This is a genomic window from Streptomyces sp. WAC05374 (assembly GCF_004353505.1).
GTDB lineage: Bacteria > Actinomycetota > Actinomycetes > Streptomycetales > Streptomycetaceae > Streptomyces.
The window spans coordinates 209,571-231,986 of record NZ_SMNQ01000005.1 but is presented as its reverse complement, the minus strand read 5'-3'; the positions used below and the strand labels follow the sequence as shown (position 1 = coordinate 231,986).

Genomic DNA, 22,416 nt, shown 5'->3' with positions numbered 1-22,416 from the left:
ACGCCCGGCGCCCGCCCCGCGCCCGCCCGCCGGCGCGGTACGCGGCGGAGCAGAAGCGCCCGTTCGGTTCACGGACGGGCGCTTTTGCGTGCCCGCGGCGTGCCACCGGGCAGCGCAGTCGTTATGAAGCGGGTATGAACCGCCGGGCCGCAGCCCCTTACGTGGCGGACCACGGCGCTCTAACCTGATGCCGCCCGAGGGTTACTCGCCAGTTAAACAATCATCCCGTCGTGCAGCCCTGCCGCAAGCCGCCCGGAGGACGTCGTGAGCGACACACAGACCCTGATCGAGAACCGACCGCCCTCCGTGGCGGCCCTCTTCCTGGAGCGCGTGGCCAAGACCCCCGACGCGGAGGCGTACCGCTACCCCGTCCCCAACGCCTCCGGTCAGGGCCCCGACGACTGGAAGTCCCTGAGCTGGGCGCAGGCCGCCGAGCGCGTCTACGCCGTGGCGGCCGGCCTGATCGACCTCGGCGTACGCCCCGAGGAGCGGGTCGCCCTCGCCTCCGCCACCCGGGTCGAGTGGATCCTCGCCGACTTCGGCGTGATGTGCGCGGGCGCCGCGACCACCACCGTCTACCCCCAGACCAACGCCGAGGAGTCGGCGTACATCCTCGCCGACTCCGACAGCCGCGTGCTGATCGCCGAGGACGCCGCCCAGTTGGCCAAGGCCCGTGAGCGCCGCGCCGACCTGCCGGACCTCGCCCACGTCGTCGTCATCGACCCGGCCGGCGTCGAGGCGGACGCGGGCGACCCGGAGGGCTGGGTCCTCTCCCTCGCCGAGCTGGAGGAGCGCGGCCGGGCGTACCTGGAGAAGAACCCGGACGCCGTCCGGGAGCGGGTGGCCGCGATCACCGCCGACCAGCTCGCCACCCTCATCTACACCTCCGGCACCACCGGCCGCCCCAAGGGCGTACGGCTGCCGCACGACAACTGGTCGTACATGGCCAAGGCCATCGGCGCCATCGGCCTGATCACCGCCGACGACGTGCAGTACCTGTGGCTGCCGCTCGCCCATGTCTTCGGCAAGGTGCTGACCTCCGGGCAGATCGAGATCGGGCACATCACCGCCGTCGACGGCCGCGTCGACAAGATCATCGAGAACCTGCCGGTCGTCCAGCCGACGTACATGGCCGCCGTGCCCCGCATCTTCGAGAAGGTCTACAACGGCGTCGCGGCGAAGGCGCGGGCCGGGGGCGGGGCCAAGTACAAGATCTTCCAGTGGGCCGCCGAGGTCGCCCGCGAGTACGCGAGGACCAGCCAGGACAACCTCCGCCGCACCGGCAACGCGAGCGTTCCCTTCGGCCTGGGCGTCAAGCACAAGGTCGCCGACACGCTCGTCTACGCCAAGCTCCGCGACGCGTTCGGCGGACGGCTGCGTGCCGCCGTCTCCGGGTCGGCGGCCCTCGCGCCCGACATCGGCTACTTCTTCTCCGGCGCCGGCATCCCGATCCTGGAGGGGTACGGCCTCACCGAGTCCAGCGCCGCGTCCTTCCTCAACCCGGGCGACGCGAACCGCACCGGCACCGTCGGCAAGCCGTTCCCCGGCACCGAGGTGCGGATCGCGGACGACGGCGAGATCCTGCTGCGCGGCCCCGGCATCATGGAGGGCTACCACGGGCTCCCCGAGAAGACCGCCGAGGTGCTGGAGCCGGACGGCTGGTTCCACACCGGGGACATCGGCGAACTGTCCGCCGACGGCTACCTCCGCATCACCGACCGCAAGAAGGACCTGATCAAGACGTCCGGCGGCAAGTACATCGCCCCCGCCGAGGTCGAGGGACAGTTCAAGGCGGTCTGCCCGTTCGTCTCCAACATCCTCGTCCACGGCGCCGACCGGAACTTCTGCACCGCGCTCATCGCCCTCGACGAGCCCGCGATCCTCGGCTGGGCGGAGGAGCACGGCCTGGGCGGCAAGCCGTACGCCGATGTCGTCGCCACGCCGGAGGCCACCCAGCTCATCCAGGGCTATGTGGACCGCCTCAACGAGGGGCTCCAGCGCTGGCAGACCATCAAGAAGTTCCGCCTGCTGCCGCGCGACCTCGACATCGAGCACGGTGAGCTGACGCCGAGCCTGAAGCTGAAGCGCCCGGTGGTCGAGCGGGAGTACAAGCACCTCATCGACGAGATGTACGCCGGGACGCGGGAGTCCTGACCGCACGGCCCGACCGTACGGCCGACGGGGCCGCGCCACGGCGCGCGGCCCCGTTCCCACGGGCGAGTTCGATGACTCGGCGCTTATGAGCGTGCTCGATCTGTCACCCTGTCGGTGTCCGCACCACCAGCCGATCAGGAGCCGACGAGGAGCCGCACGTGGGGTCCTATCCGACAGGGTCCTTCCCGACACAGCGCGCGACCACCGGCGAGCTGCTGCTGCCGCCCCACCAGCCGCCTCCGGGCCAGACCGTCACGCGCACCAGCCTGCCCGGCAACCCGCTCGCGCCGGCCGCCGCCCGCCGCTTCGTGCGCGCCGCGCTCGCCGACTGGACCGGCCTGGCCCTGCCCGCCGCCGCGACGATCACCGACCGTGTCGCGGACGACGCCGTCCTGGCGGTCGGCGAACTCGTCACCAACGCCGTCGTCCACGCGGGCACCACCGTCGAGCTCCTCTTCCGGCTCGAGGACCCCGCCGACGGCCGGCCCGCCGCCCTCGTCCTCGAGGTCTCCGACCACCACCCCACCCGTACCGTCCGCCACGAGCACCAGCACCGTGAGGACGAGGACGGTCTCGACGAGTACGGCCGTGGGCTCCAGCTCGTCGCCGCCCTCGCCGAGTGCTGGGGCATCACCTACCGCCCCGGCCTGAAGACCGTCTGGGCGCGGCTGCCCCTCGACGGCTGGGACACCTGCCCCGTACCCGGCGCCGAGCCGGCGCTCCAGCGCGGGCTGCGTGCCGCGGAGATCCTCGCCCCGGCACCCCGCCGGGTGGTGCGCGACGACCACGAGTGGGCCGGCCGGGGAGCGCTGTCGTTCCTCGCGGAGGCGTCGGACCTGCTCGCCGGGCAGCTCGACGAGGACCTCGTCGCCGCGCTCGCCGGCCAGCTCCTGGTGCCGCGCCTGGCCGACTGGTGCGCCTTCTGGCTGGAGGGCGAGGGCACGGAGGGCGGCGGGCCGAGGCTCGCCCGGGTGTGGCACGCCGACGAGTCGGCGCTGGAGGCGCTGCGTACGGTGCTGGAGAAGGAGCCGCCCCGGATGCCGGAGCCGGCCCGCCCCGGCCCGGTGCCGATCCCCTGGCCGTCCCCCGAAGGGCACGACACCGGGGGCGGCCACACGGACGGCGACGGCACCGGATACGAAGCCGGAGACGCGGCCGGGCACGCCAGGGGCGAGACGGCCGGGGACGGGACGGACGCACGCGCCAGGGACGGGGCGGGCGCGCCCGGTGGTACGGCGCTCGCCTACCGGCTGGTCGTCGGCGGGCACCCGCTCGGCACGCTGATGCTGGGGCGGCGCGGCCGGGCCCGGGTGCCCGACGCCGTCGCCACCCTCGTCGAGGACTTCGCGCGCCGCGTCGCCCACGCCATCGGCGCCGCCCGCCGCTACACCCGCCAGGTCACCATCAGCCGGGTGCTCCAGCGGGGGCTGCTGCCCAGCCAGGTGGCCCACATCCCCGGCGTCGAGAGCCACGTCGTGTACGAGCCCAGCGACGACGGCCTCGCGGGCGGCGACTTCTACGACGTGTTCCAGGCCGGCCCCGGAGCGCGCCGCTGGTGCTTCATGCTCGGCGACGTCCAGGGCAGCGGCCCCGAGGCGGCCGTCGTCACCGGACTCGCCCGCCCCTGGCTGCGGCTGCTGGCCCGCGAGGACCACCAGGTCGGACACGTCCTCGACCGGCTCAACCGGCTGCTCCTCGACGACGCCACCGAGGCGGCCGAGGCCGCCGCCTCCATGGTCGCCGCCGCCGGTGACCTCCCCGGCGACCCGCAGCCCCCGCCCCAGCCCCAGTCGCGCTTCCTGTCCCTCCTGTACGGCGAGCTCGTGCCGCTCGCCCCCGGGGACGGCGGCGGCGCCCGCTGCACCCTCGCCTGCGCCGGCCACCCACTGCCGCTGCTGCTGCGCCCCGACGGCACCGTGACGCCCGCCGCCGCGCCCCAGGTGCTGCTGGGCGTCGTCGACGACGTCGGGTACGAGAGCCACACCTTCCACCTCGCGCCCGGCGACACCCTGCTGTGCGTCACCGACGGCGTCACCGAGCGCCGCTCCCGCACGGGCCGGATGTTCGACGACGGGGACGGGCTCGCCGAGGCCCTGGCCGGGTGCGCCGGGCTGCCCGCGCGGGAGGTCGCCGACCGTATCCGGCGGGCGGTCCACACCTTCGGCGAGGCGCCCGTACGGGACGACCTCGCCCTGCTGGTGCTCCGGGCCGCCCCCCTGCCCGCCGGCGCTCCGGGCCAGGTGCCCGGGTGACGGACAATGGGGAGCATGCCTTCCGTACTGCCCGATGGTGAGCCCATGCCCGAGGACGGCGCGCTGCCCGCGTCCGCCCTGCTCGGGGCCGGTGAGCGGCCGCTCGGGTTCTATCTGCACGTGCCGTACTGCGCGACCCGCTGCGGCTACTGCGACTTCAACACCTACACCGCCACCGAGCTGCGCGGCTCCGGCGGCGTGCTCGCCTCGCGCGACAACTACGCCGCCACGCTGACGGAGGAGGTGCGCCTCGCGCGGAAGGTCCTCGGGGACGACCCCCGGCCGGTGCGGACGGTCTTCGTCGGCGGCGGCACGCCCACGCTGCTCGCCGCCGCCGACCTGGTGACGATGCTCGGGGCGATCCGCGACGAGTTCGGGCTCGCGGACGACGCCGAGATCACCACCGAGGCGAACCCGGAGTCCGTCGACCCCGCCTACCTCGCGGAGCTGCGCGAGGGCGGGTTCAACCGGATCTCCTTCGGCATGCAGAGCGCCCGGCAGCACGTCCTCAAGGTGCTCGACCGCACCCATACGCCCGGGCGGCCCGAGCGCTGCGTCGCGGAGGCGCGCGCGGCGGGCTTCGCGCACGTGAACCTCGACCTGATCTACGGCACCCCCGGGGAGAGCGACGACGACTGGCGGGCCTCGCTCGACGCGGCCATCGGCGCCGGTCCGGACCACGTCAGCGCCTACGCCCTGATCGTGGAGGAGGGCACCCAGCTCGCGCGGCGCATCCGGCGCGGCGAGGTGCCGATGACGGACGACGACGTCCACGCGGACCGGTACCTGATCGCGGAGGAGGTGCTGTCCGGCGCCGGATTCTCCTGGTACGAGGTGTCCAACTGGGCCACCTCCCGGGCCGGGCGGTGCCTGCACAACGAGCTGTACTGGCGCGGCGCCGACTGGTGGGGCGCGGGCCCCGGCGCGCACAGCCACGTGGGCGGCGTGCGGTGGTGGAACGTGAAGCACCCGGGTGCGTACGCCGCCGCCCTCGCGGAGGGGCGTTCACCGGGGGCGGGGCGCGAGGTCCTGTCGGAGGAGGACCGGCGGGTGGAGCGGGTGCTGCTGGAGCTGCGGCTGCGGGAGGGGTGCGAGCTGGGGCTGCTGAAGCCCGCGGGGCTGGCGGCCGCCGAGAGGGCCGTAAGTGACGGGCTCCTGGACCCCGGTCCTTACGCCGAGGGGCGGGCCGTGCTGACGCTGCGGGGCCGGCTGCTGGCCGACGCGGTGGTGCGGGACCTGGTGGACTGACGCGGTGGTGCGGGACCCGGGGACTGACGCCCGCCCCCGGGGGCGGGCGTACCAGGGCCGGTGTTCACGCCGTCACGAAGTCGATCAGCTCCTCCACCCGCCCCAGCAGCTCCGGCTCCAGGTCCTTGTACGAGGTGACCCTGGACAGGATGTGCTGCCAGGCCGCACCCGTGTTGTCGGGCCAGCCGAGGGCCCGGCACACGCCCCGCTTCCAGTCCTGGCCGCGCGGCACGGACGGCCAGGCGGGGATGCCGAGCGCCGAGGGCTTCACGGCCTCCCAGATGTCGATGTACGGGTGCCCCACGACCAGGGTGTGGGCGTCGGTCACGGAGGCCGCGATACGGGACTCCTTGGAGCCCGGCACGAGGTGGTCCACCAGGACGCCGAGGCGGGCGTCCGGGCCGGGGCCGAAGTCCCGCACCACGGCCGGAAGGTCGTCGACGCCCTCCAGGTACTCGACGACCACGCCCTCGATGCGCAGGTCGTCGCCCCACACCCGCTCCACCAGCTCCGCGTCGTGCCGCCCCTCCACGTAGATGCGTCCCGCCCGTGCCACGCGCGCGCGTGCGCCCGGCACGGCGATCGAACCCGAGGCGGTGCGCGACGGGCGGGAGGGAGCCGCCACCGGGCGCACCAGCGTCACCGGGCGCCCCTCCAGCAGGAAGCCGCGCGGCGCCAGCGGGAAGACCCGGTGCTTGCCGAACCGGTCCTCCAGGGTCACCGTGCCCGCCTCGCAGCCGATCACCGCCCCGCAGAAGCCGGTGCTCACCTCCTCGACCACCAGGTCGGGCTCCGCGGGCACCTCGGGCACCGGGGCCGGACGCTTCCAGGAGGGCGTCAGGTCAGGGTCGTAAGCACGCATTCGCCAGACGCTACGACACCCCGAACCGGCGGGCCAGTTCATCGCGTTGGGCGCGTACGAAGGCGGCGTCGACGGCGGCGCCGTGCCCCGGGACGTACACGGCCTCCTCGCCGCCCAGCTCCAGCAGCCGGTCCAGGGCGGCCGGCCAGCGCGACGGGATGGCGTCCGGGCCCGCCTGCGGGTCGCCCGACTCCTCCACCAGGTCGCCGCAGAGGACCACCTCCCGGGAGCCCGGTACGAGCACCGCCAGGTCGTGGCCGCTGTGCCCCGGTCCCACGTTGGCCAGCAGCACCTGCCGCCCGCCCAGCTCCAGCGTCCACTCGCCGGACACCAGGTGGTGCGGGGCCACCAGCACGTCGGCGGCCTCCACGGCGTCCGCCTCGGCGACCCCGTGCCGTACGGCGTCCCGGCGCAGCCCCTCCCGGTCCCTGGTCAGCACGGTGTCGACACCGACCGCCCCGTAGACCTCCGCCCCCGCGAAGGCCGCCGTGCCCAGCACATGATCGAAATGGGGGTGACTCAGTGCGATGTGCGTCACTCTCCGGCCGCCCATGAGGGCCTGCGCCTGGGCTCGGATCTCGGCACCCTCACGGAGCGTGGCGCCCGTGTCGAACAGCAGGGCCTTGTCCTCGCCGACCACCAACGCCGTGGTGGCGTCCCACACCGGCAGCCTTCTGCGGCCGATTCCGTCGGCGAGACGCTCCCACCCGAAGTCTTCCCAATGGACGTCCATACCGCGACGCTATCGGCAACCACCAGCGTCGTCTCGCGGTAGCGTGGCCCGCCGCCCTTGCCGGGGGCGTACCCGGGCGCCGTACACTGGCCGGGGACGACTGGCACTCGGGCATTGCGAGTGCCAGCCAAGCAGAAGGAACCAACAGCCCGCTGGAGGTGCGCGCGATGCTCAGCGAACGCAGACTCGAGGTGCTGCGCGCCATCGTCCAGGACTATGTCGGCACCGAGGAGCCCGTCGGCTCCAAGGCCCTCACGGAGCGCCACAACCTCGGCGTCTCGCCCGCCACCGTGCGCAACGACATGGCGGTGCTGGAGGACGAGGGCTTCATCGCCCAGCCCCACACCAGCGCGGGCCGCATCCCCACCGACAAGGGGTACCGCCTCTTCGTCGACAGGCTCGCCGGCGTCAAGCCGCTGTCGACCCCCGAGCGGCGGGCCATCCAGAACTTCCTGGACGGCGCCGTGGACCTCGACGACGTCGTCGGCCGTACGGTGCGGCTGCTGGCGCAGCTCACCCGGCAGGTGGCGGTCGTGCAGTACCCGTCCCTGACGCGCTCCACCGTGCGCCACGTGGAACTGCTGTCGCTGGCCCCCGCCCGGCTGATGCTCGTCCTGATCACCGACACCGGGCGCGTGGAGCAGCGGATGGTCGACTGCCCCGCGCCGTTCGGCGAGGCGTCCGTGGCGGACCTGCGGGCGCGGCTGAACAGCCGGGTCGTGGGGCGGCGCTTCACGGACGTCCCCAACCTCGTGCAGGACCTCCCCGAGTCGTTCGAGGCGGAGGACCGGGGCACGGTCTCCACGGTGCTGGCCACGCTGCTGGAGACGCTCGTGGAGGAGACCGAGGAGCGGCTGATGATCGGCGGCACCGCCAATCTCACGCGCTTCGGGCACGACTTCCCGCTGACGATCCGGCCGGTGCTGGAGGCGCTGGAGGAGCAGGTGGTGCTCCTGAAGCTGCTCGGCGAGGCCAAGGACTCGGCCATGACCGTACGTATCGGGCACGAGAACGCCCATGAGGGGCTCAACTCCACGTCCGTCGTCGCGGTCGGCTACGGTTCGGGCGACGAGGCAGTCGCCAAACTCGGCGTGGTCGGACCGACCCGCATGGACTACCCCGGAACGATGGGAGCGGTACGCGCAGTGGCACGTTACGTCGGACAGATCCTGGCGGAGTCGTAAGTGGCCACGGACTACTACGCCGTACTCGGCGTGCGCCGCGACGCGTCCCAGGACGAGATCAAGAAGGCGTTCCGGAGGCTCGCCCGCGAGCTGCACCCGGACGTCAACCCCGATCCGAAGACGCAGGAGCGGTTCAAGGAGATCAACGCCGCCTACGAGGTGCTGTCGGACCCGCAGAAGAAGCAGGTCTACGACCTCGGCGGCGACCCGCTGTCCGCCTCCGGCGGCGGCGCGGGCGCGGGCGGCTTCGGCGCGGGCGGCTTCGGCAACTTCTCGGACATCATGGACGCCTTCTTCGGTACGGCGTCCCAGCGCGGCCCCCGGTCGCGCACCCGCCGCGGCCAGGACGCCATGATCCGGCTGGAGGTCGAGCTCCAGGAGGCGGCCTTCGGCACGACCAAGGACATCCAGGTCGACACGGCCGTCGTCTGCACGACCTGCTCCGGAGAGGGCGCGGCGCCCGGCACGTCGGCCCAGACCTGTGACATGTGCCGCGGCCGCGGCGAGGTCTCCCAGGTCACGCGGTCGTTCCTGGGCCAGGTCATGACCTCCCGTCCCTGCCCCCAGTGCCAGGGCTTCGGCACCGTGGTCCCCACCCCCTGCCCGGAGTGCGCGGGCGACGGCCGGGTCCGCTCCCGCCGTACGCTCACGGTCAAGATCCCCGCGGGCGTGGACAACGGCACCCGCATCCAGCTCGCCGGCGAGGGCGAGGTCGGCCCGGGCGGTGGCCCGGCGGGCGACCTGTACGTCGAGATCCACGAGCTGCCGCATCCGGTGTTCCAGCGGCGCGGCGACGACCTGCACTGCACGGTGACCATCCCGATGACGGCGGCCGCGCTGGGCACCAAGTGCCCGCTGGAGACGCTCGACGGCATGGAGGAGGTCGACATCCGTCCCGGTACGCAGTCGGGCCAGTCCATCCCGCTGCACGGGCGCGGTGTCACGCACCTGCGGGGCGGCGGACGCGGTGACCTCATCGTGCACGTCGAGGTCCAGACGCCGTCGAAGCTGGACCCGGAGCAGGAGCGGCTGCTGCGGGAGCTGGCGAAGCTGCGGGGCGAGGAGCGTCCGACCGGTCAGTTCCAGCCGGGGCAGCAGGGCCTGTTCTCCCGTCTCAAGGACGCGTTCAACGGGCGGTAGTCACCGCCCGGGCACGGGGCGGGCGCCGGGGCGGTGAACCCCGGTGCCCGCCCCGTGCCGTACGGGGCGGGACGGCCTGTGCGCAGGGCGTCGCCCGGGTCCGCCCCGGTTCGGCGGCGGGCCGCTGGCGTGACACCATGCCTGCATGTCCTCCGCGCTGACCGATCTCTGCCGGTACCCGATCGTGCAGGCCCCCATGGCGGGTGGTGCCTCCTGCCCGCAGCTCGTCGCGGCCGTGTCCGAGGCCGGCGGCCTCGGCTTCCTGGCCGCCGGGTACAAGACCGCCGACGGCATGTACCAGGAGATCCAGCAGCTTCGCGGCCTGACCTCGCGGCCCTTCGGCGTGAACCTGTTCATGCCGCAGCCCGGGCACGCCGACCCCGCCGCCGTCGACGTGTACCGCCACCAGCTCGCCGGCGAGGCCACCTGGTACGACACGCCCCTCGGTGACCCCGACGCCGGGCGCGACGACGGGTACGAGGCGAAGCTGGCCATCCTGCTGGAGGACCCCGTTCCGGTGGTGTCGTTCACGTTCGGGTGCCCGAGCGGGGACACGGTGGCCGCGTTCCGGCGGGCCGGGACGCTCACGGTCGTGACGGTGACCTCGGTGGAGGAGGCGCAGGCCGCGCAGCTCGCCGGGGCCGACGCGGTGTGCGTCCAGGGCGTCGAGGCCGGCGGGCACCAGGGCACGCACCGCGACGACCCGGAGGCCGGCGGGACCGGTACGGGGCTGCTGGCGCTGATCGCCCAGGTGAGGGAGGCCGTGCCGCTGCCGATCGTGGCCGCGGGCGGCCTGATGCGCGGCAGCCAGATCGCCGCGGTCCTCGCGGCGGGTGCCGAGGCCGCGCAGCTCGGGACGGCGTTCCTGGTGTGCCCCGAGTCGGGCGCGCACGCCCTGCACAAGCAGGCCATGACCAACCCCCTGTTCGTGCGCACCGAGCTGACCCGGGCGTTCTCGGGGCGCCCCGCGCGGGGCCTGGTCAACCGGTTCATGCACGAGCACGGCCCGTACGCCCCGGCCGCGTACCCCGAGGTGCACCACCTGACCAGCGGGCTGCGCAAGGCGGCCGCCAAGGCGGGCGACCCGCAGGGCATGGCGCTGTGGGCGGGGCAGGGCCACCGGATGGCGCGCGAGCTGCCCGCCGGGCGGCTGGTGGAGGTCCTGGGCGCCGAACTGGACGCGGCGGTGGCCGCCCTCGCCCTGCGGGGCGTGGCGTCATGACCGCCCCCGTCTTCCTGGTGGACCGGGTGCCGGGTGCGCCCGGGACCGTCACGCTCGACGGGCCCGAGGGGCGGCACGCCGTGTCGGTGCGGCGGCTGCGCGTCGGCGAGGAGATCGTCCTCACGGACGGCGCCGGCACGGGCGCGTACGGCACGGTCGCGGCCGTCGAGGGCAAGGACCGCCTCGACGTGGCGGTGACCGAGGTACGCACGGAGCCCGTGCCCGCGCCGCGCATCACCGTCGTCCAGGCCCTGCCCAAGGGCGACCGGGGCGAGCTGGCCGTGGAGACGATGACCGAGACGGGCGTCGACGCGATCGTGCCGTGGGCGGCGTCCCGGTGCATCACGCAGTGGAAGGGCGACCGGGGCCTGAAGGCGCTCGGCAAGTGGCGGGCCACCGCCCGCGAGGCGGGCAAGCAGTCGCGCCGGCTGCGCTTCCCCGACGTCGCGGACGCCGCGTCGACCAAGCGGGTCGCCCAGTTGCTCGCCGCCGCCGACTTCGCGGCCGTGCTCCACGAGGAGGGCGCCGAGCCGCTCGCGGCCGCCGAACTGCCCGCCACGGGTGACATCGTGCTCGTCGTGGGCCCCGAAGGGGGCGTGTCGCCCGAGGAGTTGGCGGCGTTCGCGGAGGCGGGCGCGAAGCCGTACCGGCTCGGTCGCAGCGTGCTGCGCACCTCGACCGCCGGAACGGCCGCCACCGCCCTGCTGCTGGGGCGCACCGGACGCTGGTCCTGACGGACCGGGCGCGCCGGGGCGGCCGGGCGGGTCATCACCCCCGCGGCGGGGGGCCACTTGGCCGATTGTCGTACCCGATTCGTAGGGTGGCGGCATGTCCGACGAGTCTCCTCTCCTGCGCAGCCTGCGCGCCGCCGTCGCCGCCGCGCCCGACGACGTCCCCCTCCGGCTGCACCTCGCCGAACTCCTGCTCCAGGCGGGGCGCGACGACGACGCCGTGACCGAGGCGGCCGTCGCGCTCCAGCACGCCCCCGGCGACGCGGACGCCCGCGCGCTGATGACGCGCGCCATGGGGCTCCCCGAAGCACCCCGCCCCACGCCCCCGGCACCGCAAGCACCACAGCCCCCGCAGCCGCCACAGGCCCCGCACACCCCACAGCCCCCGCAGCCACCGCACACCCCCCAAGCCGCGCAACCCCCGCACACCCCGCCGTCCCCGGCGGACTTCGACTGGGCCGCCGCCGAGCAGGAAGTGGGCGACATCGTGCCGCCCCGCTTCGTCGACGGCACCGAGGCGCCGCTCACCGTCGACGGCCACGGCGACGACCCGGGCGGTGCCGACGCCTGGGACGTCGACGTGCCCGGCGCCGTACGGCTCGCGGACGTCGGTGGCATGCAGGAGGTCAAGGACCGGCTGGAGGCCGCGTTCCTGGCCCCGATGCGCAACCCCGAGCTGCGCAGGCTGTACGGCAAGAGCCTGCGCGGCGGCCTCCTGCTGTACGGGCCGCCCGGCTGCGGCAAGACGTTCATCGCCCGCGCGGTCGCCGGTGAGCTGGGCGCGAGCTTCCTGTCGGTCTCGCTCAGCGACATCCTCGACATGTACATCGGCGCCTCCGAGAAGAACGTCCACGACATCTTCGAGACGGCCCGCGCCCAGGCCCCCTGCGTGGTCTTCCTCGACGAGCTGGACGCGCTGGGCGCCAAGCGCAGCCGCAGCCACCACAGCGGGCTGCGCAACGTCGTCAACCAGCTTCTGACCGAGCTGGACGGCATCGCCGCCGACAGCAACGAGGGCGTGTTCGTCCTCGCCGCCACCAACGTCCCCTGGGACGTCGACATCGCGCTGCGCCGCCCCGGCCGCCTCGACCGCACCCTCCTGGTGCTGCCGCCGGACGCCGCCGCGCGGGACGCGATCCTCCGCTACCACCTGCGCGACCGCCCCATCGAAGCGGTGGACCTCGGCAAACTGGTCAGGGCCACCGAGGACTTCTCCGGCGCCGACCTCGCCCACGTCTGCGAGAGCGCGGCCGAGGCGGCCCTGCTGGACTCGGCCCGCACCGGCACCGTACGGATGATCACGATGAAGGACCTGATGGGCGCGGCCAAGCAGATCCGGCCGTCCACCGAGCCCTGGTTCTCCGCCGCCCGCAACGTGGCGACGTTCGCCAACGACGGCGGCATGTACGACGACCTCCTCGCGTACCTGAAGAGGAAGCGCAAACTGTGACCACCCCGTCCACCCCGCCCGCGTCGGAGCCGGCGACGCTGCGACGGGCCGAGGCGCTGTACGACCTGGAGCGCTACGAGCAGGCCGCCGCCCTCACCGCGCGCCACCTCGCCCAGCACCCGGACGACGCCCCGGCGCTCGCCCTGCTGGCCCGCTGCCGCAGGCACCTCGGCGACCGCGCGGAGGCGCTGCGCCTGGCCGACGAGGCGCTGCGCGCCGACCCGGGGCTGCCGTCGGCGTGGTTCCTCCGCGCCGACCTGCTGGCCCACGGGCCGGCGGGCGGGCCCCAGTGGGCCGCCGCCGAGGACGCCGCCCGCCGCGGCCTCGCCCTCGTACCGCACCACTGGAGCGGCTACCACGTGCTCGGCACGATCCTCGCCCGCTCCGACGCCCCGGCACGGCGCGGTGAGGCGTACGCGCTCGCCCTGCGCTCGGTCGAGCTGGGCCCCGAGGAGGACGCCACCCACTTCCTGCTCGGCCTGACGGCGTACCGGCTCAAGGACTACCGCACGGCCGAGAGGGCCTATGAGAACGCGCTCCGCCTCAACCCGCAGAGCAGCGAGGCGCACAACAACCTCTCCCTGCTGCACCTGCGCCGCCGCTGGTTCACGCGCGGGGCGTGGACCCGGGCCGCCGAGGGGTTCGTCGACTCCGCCGCGCTGGACCTGGACGACCGCGAGGCCCGCTTCAACCTGGAGACGATGGCCTGGGGGACGGCGGCGGGCGCCCGCTGGGTGGCCCTGGGCGGGTTCATGGCCGCCGGCATCGGCTCGGCGCAGTTGCGCGGCGGAGGCACCGGGACGGGCCCGGTGGTCGCCGAGGTCGTCGGCGTCGCCGCGTTCCTGGCGCTGTGGGGCGGCTGGGTGCTGTGGATGGGGCGGCGCGTGCCCCCTCGGCTGCGGCGCCCCATGCTGCTGATCTCCCGCACGTGCCCGCCCGTGCTGTGGATGGCGGGCGCGGTCGGGCTGCTCGGCCTGCACTCGCTGGCCACGCTCGCGCTGCCCACACTGGACGGGGGCGTCGTCGCCGGGTTCGGCGGGCCGCTGTTCTGGGCCGTGGTCATCACGTACTGGGTCAGCAGGTCCGCGCTCAAGAGGCGCGCGCCCGGCCGCCGATAGAGTGCCCTCGTACGACGACGGAGACAGAAAGGACCAGGACATGGCCGGAGAGCCGCAGAGCGACTGTCTGTTCTGCAAGATCGTGGCGGGGGAGGTCCCGGCCACGATCGTCCGTGAGACGGAGACGACCGTCGCCTTCCGCGACATCAACCCGCAGGCGCCCACGCACGTCCTGGTCATCCCCAAGGCGCACCACCCGGACGCCGCGTCGCTGGCCGCCGCGGCACCCGAGCTGGCCGCGGACGTCCTGCGCGAGGCCGGAGAGGTCGCGCTCCAGGAGGGCGGGGACAAGGGGTACCGCATCGTCTTCAACACCGGCACCGGGGCCGGGCAGACCGTGTGGCACGCGCACGCCCACGTGCTCGCCGGCCGTGGCCTGAACTGGCCCCCCGGGTAGTCAGCGCCCCATGTCCGTACGTGAACTCGTCGTGCTGGGCACCGCCAGCCAGGTGCCCACCCGACACCGCAACCACAACGGCTACCTGCTGCGCTGGGACGGCGAGGGCATCCTCTTCGACCCGGGCGAGGGAACCCAGCGCCAGATGCTGCGCGCCGGGGTCGCCGCGCACGACATCGACCGCATCTGCGTCACCCACTTCCACGGCGACCACTCGCTCGGCCTCGCCGGGGTGATCCAGCGCATCAACCTGGACCAGGTGCCGCACCCGGTCACCGCGCACTACCCGGCGAGCGGGCAGCGCTTCTTCGACCGGCTGCGGTACGCGACGGCCTACCGCGAGACGGTGGAGCTGGAGCAGGCCCCGGTCGCCGACGACGGGGTGATCGCCCGGACCCGCGCCTACACGCTCGACGCCATCAGGCTGTCGCACCCGGTCGAGTCGTTCGGCTACCGGCTGACCGAGCCCGACGGGCGCCGCATGCTTCCGGAGCGGCTCGCCGCGCACGGCATCAAGGGCCCCGACGTCGGCCGCATCCAGCGCGAGGGCGTGCTGGGCGGGGTCCGCCTGGAGGACGTCAGCGAGGTCCGGCGCGGACAGCGGTTCGCGTTCGTCATGGACACCCGCCTGTGCGACGGTGTCCACGCGCTCGCCGAGGGCTGCGACATGCTGGTCATCGAGTCGACGTTCCTCGACGAGGACGTCACGCTCGCCGAGGACCACGGCCACCTGACGGCCGGACAGGCGGCCCTGGTGGCCCGCGAGGCGGGCGTGCGCCACCTCGTCCTCACCCACTTCTCGCAGCGCTACGGCGACCCCGACCTGTTCGAACAGCAGGCGCGGGCGGCCGGTTTCGACGGTGAGCTGACCGTCGCCCAGGACCTGATCCGCGTCCCGCTCCCCAAACGCCACCCATAAGGCCACCACGTCAGTAAGGCCCCTCCCATGCACCTCCCCGAAGCGCTCCCCAAGGCGGAACTGCACCTCCACATCGAGGGCACCCTCGAACCCGAGCTCGCCTTCGCGCTCGCCGCGCGCAACGGGGTCGAGCTGCCGTACGCCGACACGGAGGAGCTGCGCAAGGCGTACCTCTTCAGCGACCTCCAGTCGTTCCTGGACCTGTACTACGGGCTGATGGCCGTGCTGCACACGGCCGACGACTTCACGGACCTCGCCGACGCGTACCTGGAGCGGGCCGCGCGACAGGGCGTGCGGCACGCCGAGATCTTCTTCGACCCGCAGGCGCACACCGAGCGCGGTGTCCCGTTCGGCACGGTCGTCGAGGGGCTGGCCCGGGCGCTGGACCGCGCCGAGGAACGGCACGGCATCTCCACCCGGCTCATCATGTGCTTCCTGCGCGACCGGTCGGCCGAGTCGGCGATGGAGACGCTGCGGGCCGCGGAACCGTACCTGCGGCACATCACGGGCGTCGGCCTGGACTCGGCGGAGGTGGGCCACCCGCCGTCGAAGTTCGCCGAGGTGTACGAGGCGGCCGGGGCGCTCGGCCTGCGGAAGGTCGCCCACGCCGGTGAGGAGGGCCCGCCCGCGTACATCCGCGAGGCCCTGGACGTCCTGGGCGTCGAGCGGATCGACCACGGGCTGCGGGCGGTGGAGGACGCGGAGCTGATGGAGCGGCTGGCGCGGGAGCGGGTGCCGCTGACGCTGTGCCCGCTGTCGAACGTCCGCCTGCGCGCCATCGACGTCCTGGAGGACCACCCGCTGCCCGCGATGATGGCGGCGGGCCTGCTGGTGACGGTGAACTCCGACGACCCGGCCTACTTCGGCGGGTACGTCGGCGACACCTTCCACGCGGTCCACGAGGCACTGGGCCTCGGCGAGGAGCGGCTGCGCGAGCTGGCCCGCAACTCGTTCCTGGCGTCCTTCCTGGACGACGACGAGGAGCGGCGCTCCCGCTGCCTCGCCGAGGTCGAGGCGTACGCGTTCGACTGACCGGCCCCGGTCAGCGGGGGCCGGCCGGGCGGTAGGCGCGGCGGCGGACCAGCAGCGGGGCCACGGAGCGGACGGGGAACTCGGTGACCGGCTGCTCCGGCGCGCCGATCTGCGGGGCGGCCAGGCCCGCCGCCGCGCCCGTGGTGCCCGCGACGACGGCGGCCGGGGCGCCGCCGCGGCGCCGGACGGCACCCGGCACGAGCGGGCGGCCCGAGGTGTGCAGGGCCACGGCGGTCAGCGGGACGGCGAGCAGCAGCAGGAGGGCGCCCAGCACCAGGCCCATGCCCGGGTAGCCGGCCAGGTCCGACAGGACGCTGCCGGTGACCGGGCCGCACGCCACGCCCAGCGAGGACGCCGAGCCGGCCAGCACCGCCCAGCGGCCGCGCGGGTCCAGCGAGGCCGCCAGGCCGATCAGGTACGACAGGACCACCGGGTAGCAGGCGTTCCACAGGATCTCGCCGGCCGCGAAGGACGCCAGGCCCCCGGCGGCGGAGGTCAGCACGATGCAGCTTGCGATCACCACCGTCCCGAGGCCGATGGGCACCGCCCGCCCGAGCCGGGCGCCCAGCGCGCCGGCCGCCGTGACGCCCAGCAGCCCGGCGCCCAGAGCCGCCGCGAACACCGCGCCGACGGCCACCTCGCTCAGCCCCGCCTGCGTGAGCCCGATCCGGCCGCTGACGCCCCACAGGGCGTTCTGCGCCATGGACCAGCACACCATCGCGCCCGCCAGCACCAGGCCCGCGCGCAGCCGCGGCAGCGGCGCGCCCGCCTCCCGGGCCGCGCCGGTGTCGTGGCCGGTCTCCAGCCGGCCCGTCGCCGGCCACACGGCCGCGGCGACCACCGCGAGCGAGGCGAACGGCAGCAGGTGTCCGCCGCCCAGGTGCGGCAGCGTCAAATACAGGGCGCCCGCCGTGGCCGACACCGACAGCAGGCCCATCGTCGAGGCGCGGTGCGGATCGCGCTGCCCGGCGATCCCCGCCGCCGCCACGGCCGTCGCCGTCCCGGAGCCGATGCCGCCGGTCACCGCGCCCGCCACGACCAGCGGGACGGCCGTGGCCAGGGCCGCGCAGCCGTAGCCCGAGACGGCCAGCAGGAGGCCCGCCCGGGCCAGCCTGCGGGGCCCGTACCGCTCCACGCGCGAGGCGAGCGTGAAGCCCGCGGCGGCGGAGCCGAGCAGCAGGCCGGAGCCGACCAGACCGGCCCCCGAGGGGGTCAGTCCGAGACCGGCGGAGAGGCGGCCGACGACGGTCGGCAGGAGGTACGCGGCGAGGTAACCGGCCGTGAACACGGCGACGAGCGGCCACAGGGCGCGCTGGCGCGAGGGCATGGGCGTTCCCGAGCGGGGAGAAGGGGGGAGGGGTGGAGCGCCCGGTGTCGTACGGGAACGTGCACGGGAACGCGGGCCAATTTGTATCAAGCGGGCCGGTCGCCCGAGAAGGCGAGAACCCCCTCCTGGCCTGTTATCTGGGTCACAGTGCGTTTGCGGGCGGTGAGCAAGGGTAGGCGGACGTGTTTCCGTCGCCTCGACGCCCTTCGCGGAGGGCGGGAATCGGGCACACTGTCCTGATCCGTACCGCGACCGGGGAGCCCGCCGTGACCACATCCCGAGGAGACCAGCAGCAGCGGCAACACACGGCCGGAATCGACCCGTTGGACGCCCTGCGCACACCCGCCGACCCCGAGTACGACGTGTTCCTGACCGGCACGGTCTTCCTCGACATCATCTTCACCGGCCTGGACAGCGCCCCCGTGCGCGGCACCGAGACGTGGGCGCGCGGCATGGGCTCCAGCCCCGGCGGCGTCGCCAACATGGCCACCGCCCTGGCCCGGCTCGGACTGCGCACCTCCCTGGCGGCGGCCTTCGGCGACGACCACTACGGCGAGTACTGCTGGGACGCCCTGGAGCAGGGCGAGGGCATCGACCTGTCCCGGTCGCGCACCGTGCCCGGCTGGCACTCGCCGGTGACCGTCTCGATGGCGTACGAGGGCGAGCGCACCATGGTCTCCCACGGCCACGAGGCCCCGCCCCCGGACGGCTCCCTGCCCGCCCACCCGCCACGCGCGCGTGCCGCCGTCGCCTCCCTGGCGCCCGGCCGCCCCGAGGAGTGGGTCGGCGACGCGGCCCGCCGGTCCACCCGCATCTTCGCCGACGTGGGCTGGGACGAGACCGGCCGCTGGGAGCTGGCCGCCCTGCCGGACCTGGACCACTGCGAGGCCTTCCTGCCCAACGCCGAGGAGGCGATGCGCTACACCCGCACCTCCTGCCCCCGCGCCGCCGCCCGCGCGCTCGCCGACAAGGTGCCGCTCGCCGTCGTCACGCTCGGCTCGGACGGCGCCTACGCGGTGGACGGCGCGACCGGCGAGACCGCCGAGGTCCCGGCCATCGAGGTCGCCGCCCTCGACCCGACCGGCGCCGGGGACGTCTTCGTCGCCGGGTTCGTCACCGGCACCCTCGCCGGCTGGCCGCTCGCCGACCGGCTCGCCTTCGCCGGGCTGACCGCCGCCCTGTCGGTGCAGGAGTTCGGCGGTTCGCTGTCCGCGCCGGGGTGGGTGGAGGTCGCCGCCTGGTGGAACCACGTCCAGGGGTGCTCCGGCCAGGACCCGGAGGGCCTGCGCCGGTACGCGTTCCTGGAGTCGCTGCTGCCCGCCCCCATCAGGCCCTGGCCGCTGCGGCGGGCCGTTCCCACGATCGGGTTCGGCCGGTCGGCGTAAGGGCCGGTGGGGAGAAAAGCCTTCGGGGTTGTCCGTGGCACGACGTAGGCTGGAAGGCCAGAGGTTGTCGAGCAGCGAGAACCCTGCAACGGAGGTATGTGCAGGCCTGAGAGCCGGCCCATGACGCAGACACCCACAGACCAGGTACGAGCCCATTTCACGGTCCCGGCGAAGCACCCGATGGTGACCGTGCTCGGCTCGGGTGACGCCCTGCTGCGCGTGATCGAAGAGGCGTTCCCGGCAGCGGACATCCATGTGCGCGGCAATGAGATCAGCGCGGTCGGGGACGCGACGGAAGTCGCCCTGATCCAGCGCCTGTTCGACGAGATGATGCTGGTGCTCCGCACCGGACAGCCGATGACGGAGGACGCAGTGGAGCGGTCCATCGCGATGCTCAAGGAAGAGACGGGCGGCAGGGCCGTGGAGACCCCGTCCGAAGTCCTCACCCAGAACATCCTGTCCAGCCGCGGCCGGACCATCCGCCCCAAGACGCTCAACCAGAAGCGGTACGTCGACGCGATCGACAAGCACACGGTCGTGTTCGGCATCGGCCCCGCCGGTACCGGCAAGACGTACCTCGCCATGGCCAAGGCGGTCCAGGCCCTCCAGTCCAAGCAGGTCACCCGGATCATCCTGACCCGGCCGGCCGTCGAGGCGGGCGAGCGGCTCGGCTTCCTGCCCGGCACGCTCTACGAGAAGATCGACCCGTACCTGCGGCCGCTGTACGACGCGCTGCACGACATGCTCGACCCCGACTCGATCCCGCGCCTGATGGCGGCGGGCACGATCGAGGTCGCGCCGCTGGCGTACATGCGCGGCCGGACGCTGAACGACGCGTTCATCATCCTCGACGAGGCGCAGAACACGAACCCCGAGCAGATGAAGATGTTCCTCACCCGGCTCGGCTTCGACTCCAAGATCGTCATCACCGGTGACATCACCCAGATCGACCTGCCGGGCGGCACCAAGAGCGGCCTGCGCCAGGTCCGGGAGATCCTGGACGGCGTCGAGGACGTCCACTTCTCGATGCTCACGTCGAACGACGTCGTACGGCACAAGCTCGTCGGCCGTATCGTCGACGCGTACGAGAAGTTCGACAGCCAAAACGGGAAGTAGAGCACACGAGCACCATGTCGATCGACGTCAACAACGAGTCCGGCACCGAGGTCGACGAGCAGGCGATCCTCGACGTCGCCCGGTACGCGCTCGCGCGCATGCGTATCCACCCCCTCTCCGAGCTGTCGGTGATCGTGGTGGACGCGGAGGCGATGGAGCAGCTCCACATCCAGTGGATGGACCTGCCGGGGCCCACGGACGTCATGTCCTTCCCGATGGACGAGCTGCGCCCGCCGGCCAAGGACGACGAGGAGCCCCCGCAGGGCCTCCTCGGCGACATCGTGCTGTGCCCGGAAGTCGCCGCCAAGCAGGGCCAGGACGCCCCGACGCAGCACTCCATGGACGAGGAGCTCCAGCTCCTCACCGTCCACGGGGTGCTGCACCTGCTCGGGTACGACCATGAGGAGCCGGACGAGAAGGCCGAGATGTTCGGGCTCCAGGCGGCGATCGTCGACGGCTGGCGGGCGGAGAAGGGCCTGACGGGTCCCTCCCCGGCGCCGACCGTCTCATGACCGCCCAGCTCATCCTCGGCGCGGTCGCGCTGGTCGTGGTCGCGTGGCTGGCGGCGTGCGCGGAAGCGGGCCTGGCACGGGTCTCCGGCTTCCGCGCCGCCGAGGCGGTACGGGTGGGCCGGCGCGGCGCCGACAAGCTGGTCCAGGTCGCCTCCGACCCCACCCGGTACCTGAACCTGGCCCTGCTCATCCGGGTGGCGTGCGAGATGGCGGCCGGCGTGATGGTCACGTACGCCTGCCTGAACGAGTTCGCGGAGACGTGGGCCGCGCTGCTGGTCGCGATAGGCGTGATGGTGCTGGTGTCGTACGTCGCCGTCGGCGTCTCGCCCCGCACCATCGGCCGCCAGCACCCGCTGAACACCGCGACCGCCGCCGCGTACGTGCTCCTGCCGCTGGCCCGTGTGATGGGCCCGGTGCCGCAGCTCCTGATCCTCATCGGCAACGCGCTCACGCCCGGCAAGGGCTTCCGCAAGGGCCCCTTCGCCTCCGAGGCCGAGCTGCGGGCCATGGTGGACCTCGCCGAGCAGGAGTCGCTGATCGAGGACGACGAGCGGCGCATGGTCCACTCCGTCTTCGAGCTCGGCGACACGCTCGTGCGGGAGGTGATGGTCCCGCGCACCGACCTCGTCTCCATCGAGCGGTACAAGACCATCCGCCAGGCCCTGACCCTGGCGCTGCGCTCCGGCTTCTCCCGCATCCCGGTGACGGGGGACAACGAGGACGACGTCGTCGGCATCGTCTACCTGAAGGACCTCGTCCGCCGCACCCACATCAACCGGGACGCCGAGAACGACCTGCTGTCCACCGTCATGCGGCCCGCGGCCTTCGTCCCCGACACCAAGAACGCCGGCGACCTGCTGCGGGAGATGCAGAAGGAGCGCAACCACTGCGCCGTCGTCATCGACGAGTACGGCGGCACGGCCGGGATCGTCACCATCGAGGACATCCTGGAGGAGATCGTCGGCGAGATCACCGACGAGTACGACCGGGAGCTGCCGCCCGTCGAGGAGCTCGGTGAGGGACGCTTCCGGGTGACCGCCCGGCTCGACATCGGCGACCTGGGCGAGCTGTTCGGCCTGGACGAGTACGACGACGAGGACGTGGAGACGGTCGGCGGCCTGCTCGCCAAGGCCCTCGGCCGCGTCCCCATCGCGGGCGCCTCCGCCGTGGTCGACCTGCCCGACGGGCGGGCCCTGCGGCTGACGGCCGAGTCCCCGGCCGGCCGCCGCAACAAGATTGTCACGGTGGTCGCGGAGCCCGTCGCATGACCCCGGACCAGCTCCGGCGCTTCTGCCTCGCCTTCAACGACGCGGTGGAGGACTTCCCCTTCGGCCCCGACACGTCCGTCTTCAAGGTCGAGGGCAGGATGTTCGCCCTGTCCGCCCTGGACGCCCGGCCGCTCACCGTCAACCTCAAGTGCGACCCCGAGATCGCGCTCCGGCTGCGCGCCGAGCACCCGGCGATCGTCCCCGGCCGGCACATGAACAAGCGCCACTGGAACACGGTGACGGTGCCGGAACTCCCCGACCGCCTGGTCCGCGAACTGATCGAGGACTCCTACGACCTGGTCGTCGCGGGCCTCCCCAAGGCCGTCCGCCTCCGCCTGGACCGGCCCTAGGGGGTGTCCTCCGGCG

19 protein-coding genes and 1 pseudogene are annotated in these 22,416 nt (G+C 73.7%); 17 read left to right on the top strand and 3 right to left on the bottom strand.

The annotated features are described in order from the left end of the window. Positions 1-264 precede the first annotated feature (264 nt). From E2B92_RS13505 to hemW, 3 genes are all read left to right on the top strand, one after another. Entirely contained in the window at positions 265-2,154 is a 1,890-nt protein-coding gene (locus E2B92_RS13505) for an AMP-dependent synthetase/ligase (RefSeq protein WP_126886647.1), read from the top strand. 212 nt (positions 2,155-2,366) lie between these two features. Then, complete coding sequence (locus tag E2B92_RS13500; RefSeq protein WP_126886664.1) at positions 2,367-4,406, top strand: ATP-binding SpoIIE family protein phosphatase; 2,040 nt, start codon at positions 2,367-2,369, stop codon at positions 4,404-4,406. Positions 4,407-4,421: 15 nt separating this feature from the next. Then, a complete protein-coding gene (gene hemW / locus E2B92_RS13495) occupies positions 4,422-5,654 on the top strand; it encodes a radical SAM family heme chaperone HemW (RefSeq protein ID WP_126886649.1) in 1,233 nt (410 codons plus the stop codon). 64 nt (positions 5,655-5,718) lie between these two features. On the opposite strand, the gene E2B92_RS13490 is transcribed toward hemW, so the two are convergent. Together E2B92_RS13490 and E2B92_RS13485 are read right to left on the bottom strand one after the other, a co-directional pair. Then, positions 5,719-6,516: a DUF3097 domain-containing protein gene (locus tag E2B92_RS13490; protein WP_126886650.1), complete on the bottom strand. Its 798-nt coding sequence runs from the start codon at positions 6,514-6,516 to the stop codon at positions 5,719-5,721. A gap of 10 nt (positions 6,517-6,526) precedes the next feature. Further along, positions 6,527-7,249: an MBL fold metallo-hydrolase gene (locus E2B92_RS13485; protein ID WP_126886652.1), complete on the bottom strand. Its 723-nt coding sequence runs from the start codon at positions 7,247-7,249 to the stop codon at positions 6,527-6,529. Positions 7,250-7,416: 167 nt separating this feature from the next. On the opposite strand from E2B92_RS13485, the gene hrcA reads away from it, so the two are divergent. The 9 genes from hrcA (at position 7,417) to E2B92_RS13440 (ending at position 16,442) form a co-directional block, all read left to right on the top strand. Next, positions 7,417-8,433: a heat-inducible transcriptional repressor HrcA gene (gene hrcA / locus E2B92_RS13480; RefSeq protein ID WP_126886654.1), complete on the top strand. Its 1,017-nt coding sequence runs from the start codon at positions 7,417-7,419 to the stop codon at positions 8,431-8,433. Continuing rightward, positions 8,434-9,573 (top strand): molecular chaperone DnaJ, encoded by a 1,140-nt coding sequence (gene dnaJ, locus E2B92_RS13475; RefSeq protein ID WP_126886656.1) that lies wholly within the window; start codon positions 8,434-8,436, stop codon positions 9,571-9,573. Positions 9,574-9,718: 145 nt separating this feature from the next. Next, entirely contained in the window at positions 9,719-10,795 is a 1,077-nt protein-coding gene (locus E2B92_RS13470; RefSeq protein WP_126886658.1) for a nitronate monooxygenase, read from the top strand. Beyond that, positions 10,792-11,529, top strand: a complete 738-nt coding sequence (locus E2B92_RS13465) for a 16S rRNA (uracil(1498)-N(3))-methyltransferase (protein ID WP_126886660.1) — start codon at positions 10,792-10,794, stop codon at positions 11,527-11,529. Before E2B92_RS13470 ends, E2B92_RS13465 begins: the two co-directional genes overlap by 4 nt. A 94-nt stretch (positions 11,530-11,623) precedes the next feature. Next, positions 11,624-12,976 (top strand): ATP-binding protein, encoded by a 1,353-nt coding sequence (locus E2B92_RS13460; protein WP_133087531.1) that lies wholly within the window; start codon positions 11,624-11,626, stop codon positions 12,974-12,976. Further along, on the top strand, positions 12,973-14,094 hold the full coding sequence (locus E2B92_RS13455; RefSeq protein ID WP_126889164.1) for a tetratricopeptide repeat protein: 1,122 nt from the start codon (positions 12,973-12,975) through the stop codon (positions 14,092-14,094). The genes E2B92_RS13460 and E2B92_RS13455 overlap by 4 nt, the downstream gene beginning before the upstream one ends. 40 nt (positions 14,095-14,134) lie before the next feature. Beyond that, on the top strand, positions 14,135-14,491 hold the full coding sequence (locus E2B92_RS13450; protein ID WP_126889163.1) for a histidine triad nucleotide-binding protein: 357 nt from the start codon (positions 14,135-14,137) through the stop codon (positions 14,489-14,491). 10 nt (positions 14,492-14,501) lie between these two features. Then, positions 14,502-15,410 (top strand): ribonuclease Z, encoded by a 909-nt coding sequence (locus tag E2B92_RS13445; RefSeq protein WP_126889162.1) that lies wholly within the window; start codon positions 14,502-14,504, stop codon positions 15,408-15,410. A gap of 27 nt (positions 15,411-15,437) precedes the next feature. Continuing rightward, positions 15,438-16,442 (top strand): adenosine deaminase, encoded by a 1,005-nt coding sequence (locus E2B92_RS13440; RefSeq protein WP_126889161.1) that lies wholly within the window; start codon positions 15,438-15,440, stop codon positions 16,440-16,442. Here the strand turns inward: E2B92_RS13440 and E2B92_RS13435 are convergent. Next, positions 16,409-17,769 (bottom strand): annotated as a pseudogene (locus E2B92_RS13435) (MFS transporter); the annotation flags it as partial. The gene E2B92_RS13440 and the pseudogene E2B92_RS13435 sit on opposite strands and share 34 nt — an antisense overlap. 266 nt (positions 17,770-18,035) lie before the next feature. On the opposite strand from E2B92_RS13435, the gene E2B92_RS13430 reads away from it, so the two are divergent. From E2B92_RS13430 to E2B92_RS13410, 5 genes are all read left to right on the top strand, one after another. Next, entirely contained in the window at positions 18,036-19,154 is a 1,119-nt protein-coding gene (locus E2B92_RS13430) for a carbohydrate kinase family protein (RefSeq protein ID WP_133087530.1), read from the top strand. A 120-nt stretch (positions 19,155-19,274) separates the two neighbouring features. Continuing rightward, entirely contained in the window at positions 19,275-20,270 is a 996-nt protein-coding gene (locus E2B92_RS13425) for a PhoH family protein (protein ID WP_126885653.1), read from the top strand. A gap of 14 nt (positions 20,271-20,284) precedes the next feature. Beyond that, on the top strand, positions 20,285-20,782 hold the full coding sequence (gene ybeY, locus E2B92_RS13420; protein WP_126885654.1) for an rRNA maturation RNase YbeY: 498 nt from the start codon (positions 20,285-20,287) through the stop codon (positions 20,780-20,782). Then, positions 20,779-22,050, top strand: a complete 1,272-nt coding sequence (locus E2B92_RS13415; protein ID WP_126885655.1) for a hemolysin family protein — start codon at positions 20,779-20,781, stop codon at positions 22,048-22,050. The genes ybeY and E2B92_RS13415 overlap by 4 nt, the downstream gene beginning before the upstream one ends. After that, on the top strand, positions 22,047-22,400 hold the full coding sequence (locus tag E2B92_RS13410) for an MmcQ/YjbR family DNA-binding protein (protein WP_126885656.1): 354 nt from the start codon (positions 22,047-22,049) through the stop codon (positions 22,398-22,400). The genes E2B92_RS13415 and E2B92_RS13410 overlap by 4 nt, the downstream gene beginning before the upstream one ends. Positions 22,401-22,416 lie beyond the last annotated feature (16 nt).

Coding starts and splice junctions, on each gene's coding strand:
- E2B92_RS13460 (WP_133087531.1), top strand. CDS start 11,624: ATGTCCGACGAGTCTCCTCTCCTGCGCAGCCTGCGCGCCGCCGTCGCC.
- E2B92_RS13450 (WP_126889163.1), top strand. CDS start 14,135: ATGGCCGGAGAGCCGCAGAGCGACTGTCTGTTCTGCAAGATCGTGGCG.
- E2B92_RS13490 (WP_126886650.1), bottom strand. CDS start 6,516: ATGCGTGCTTACGACCCTGACCTGACGCCCTCCTGGAAGCGTCCGGCC.
- E2B92_RS13470 (WP_126886658.1), top strand. CDS start 9,719: ATGTCCTCCGCGCTGACCGATCTCTGCCGGTACCCGATCGTGCAGGCC.
- E2B92_RS13425 (WP_126885653.1), top strand. CDS start 19,275: ATGACGCAGACACCCACAGACCAGGTACGAGCCCATTTCACGGTCCCG.
- E2B92_RS13440 (WP_126889161.1), top strand. CDS start 15,438: ATGCACCTCCCCGAAGCGCTCCCCAAGGCGGAACTGCACCTCCACATC.
- E2B92_RS13465 (WP_126886660.1), top strand. CDS start 10,792: ATGACCGCCCCCGTCTTCCTGGTGGACCGGGTGCCGGGTGCGCCCGGG.
- E2B92_RS13415 (WP_126885655.1), top strand. CDS start 20,779: ATGACCGCCCAGCTCATCCTCGGCGCGGTCGCGCTGGTCGTGGTCGCG.
- E2B92_RS13410 (WP_126885656.1), top strand. CDS start 22,047: ATGACCCCGGACCAGCTCCGGCGCTTCTGCCTCGCCTTCAACGACGCG.
- E2B92_RS13445 (WP_126889162.1), top strand. CDS start 14,502: ATGTCCGTACGTGAACTCGTCGTGCTGGGCACCGCCAGCCAGGTGCCC.
- E2B92_RS13485 (WP_126886652.1), bottom strand. CDS start 7,249: ATGGACGTCCATTGGGAAGACTTCGGGTGGGAGCGTCTCGCCGACGGA.
- ybeY (WP_126885654.1), top strand. CDS start 20,285: ATGTCGATCGACGTCAACAACGAGTCCGGCACCGAGGTCGACGAGCAG.
- hrcA (WP_126886654.1), top strand. CDS start 7,417: ATGCTCAGCGAACGCAGACTCGAGGTGCTGCGCGCCATCGTCCAGGAC.
- hemW (WP_126886649.1), top strand. CDS start 4,422: ATGCCTTCCGTACTGCCCGATGGTGAGCCCATGCCCGAGGACGGCGCG.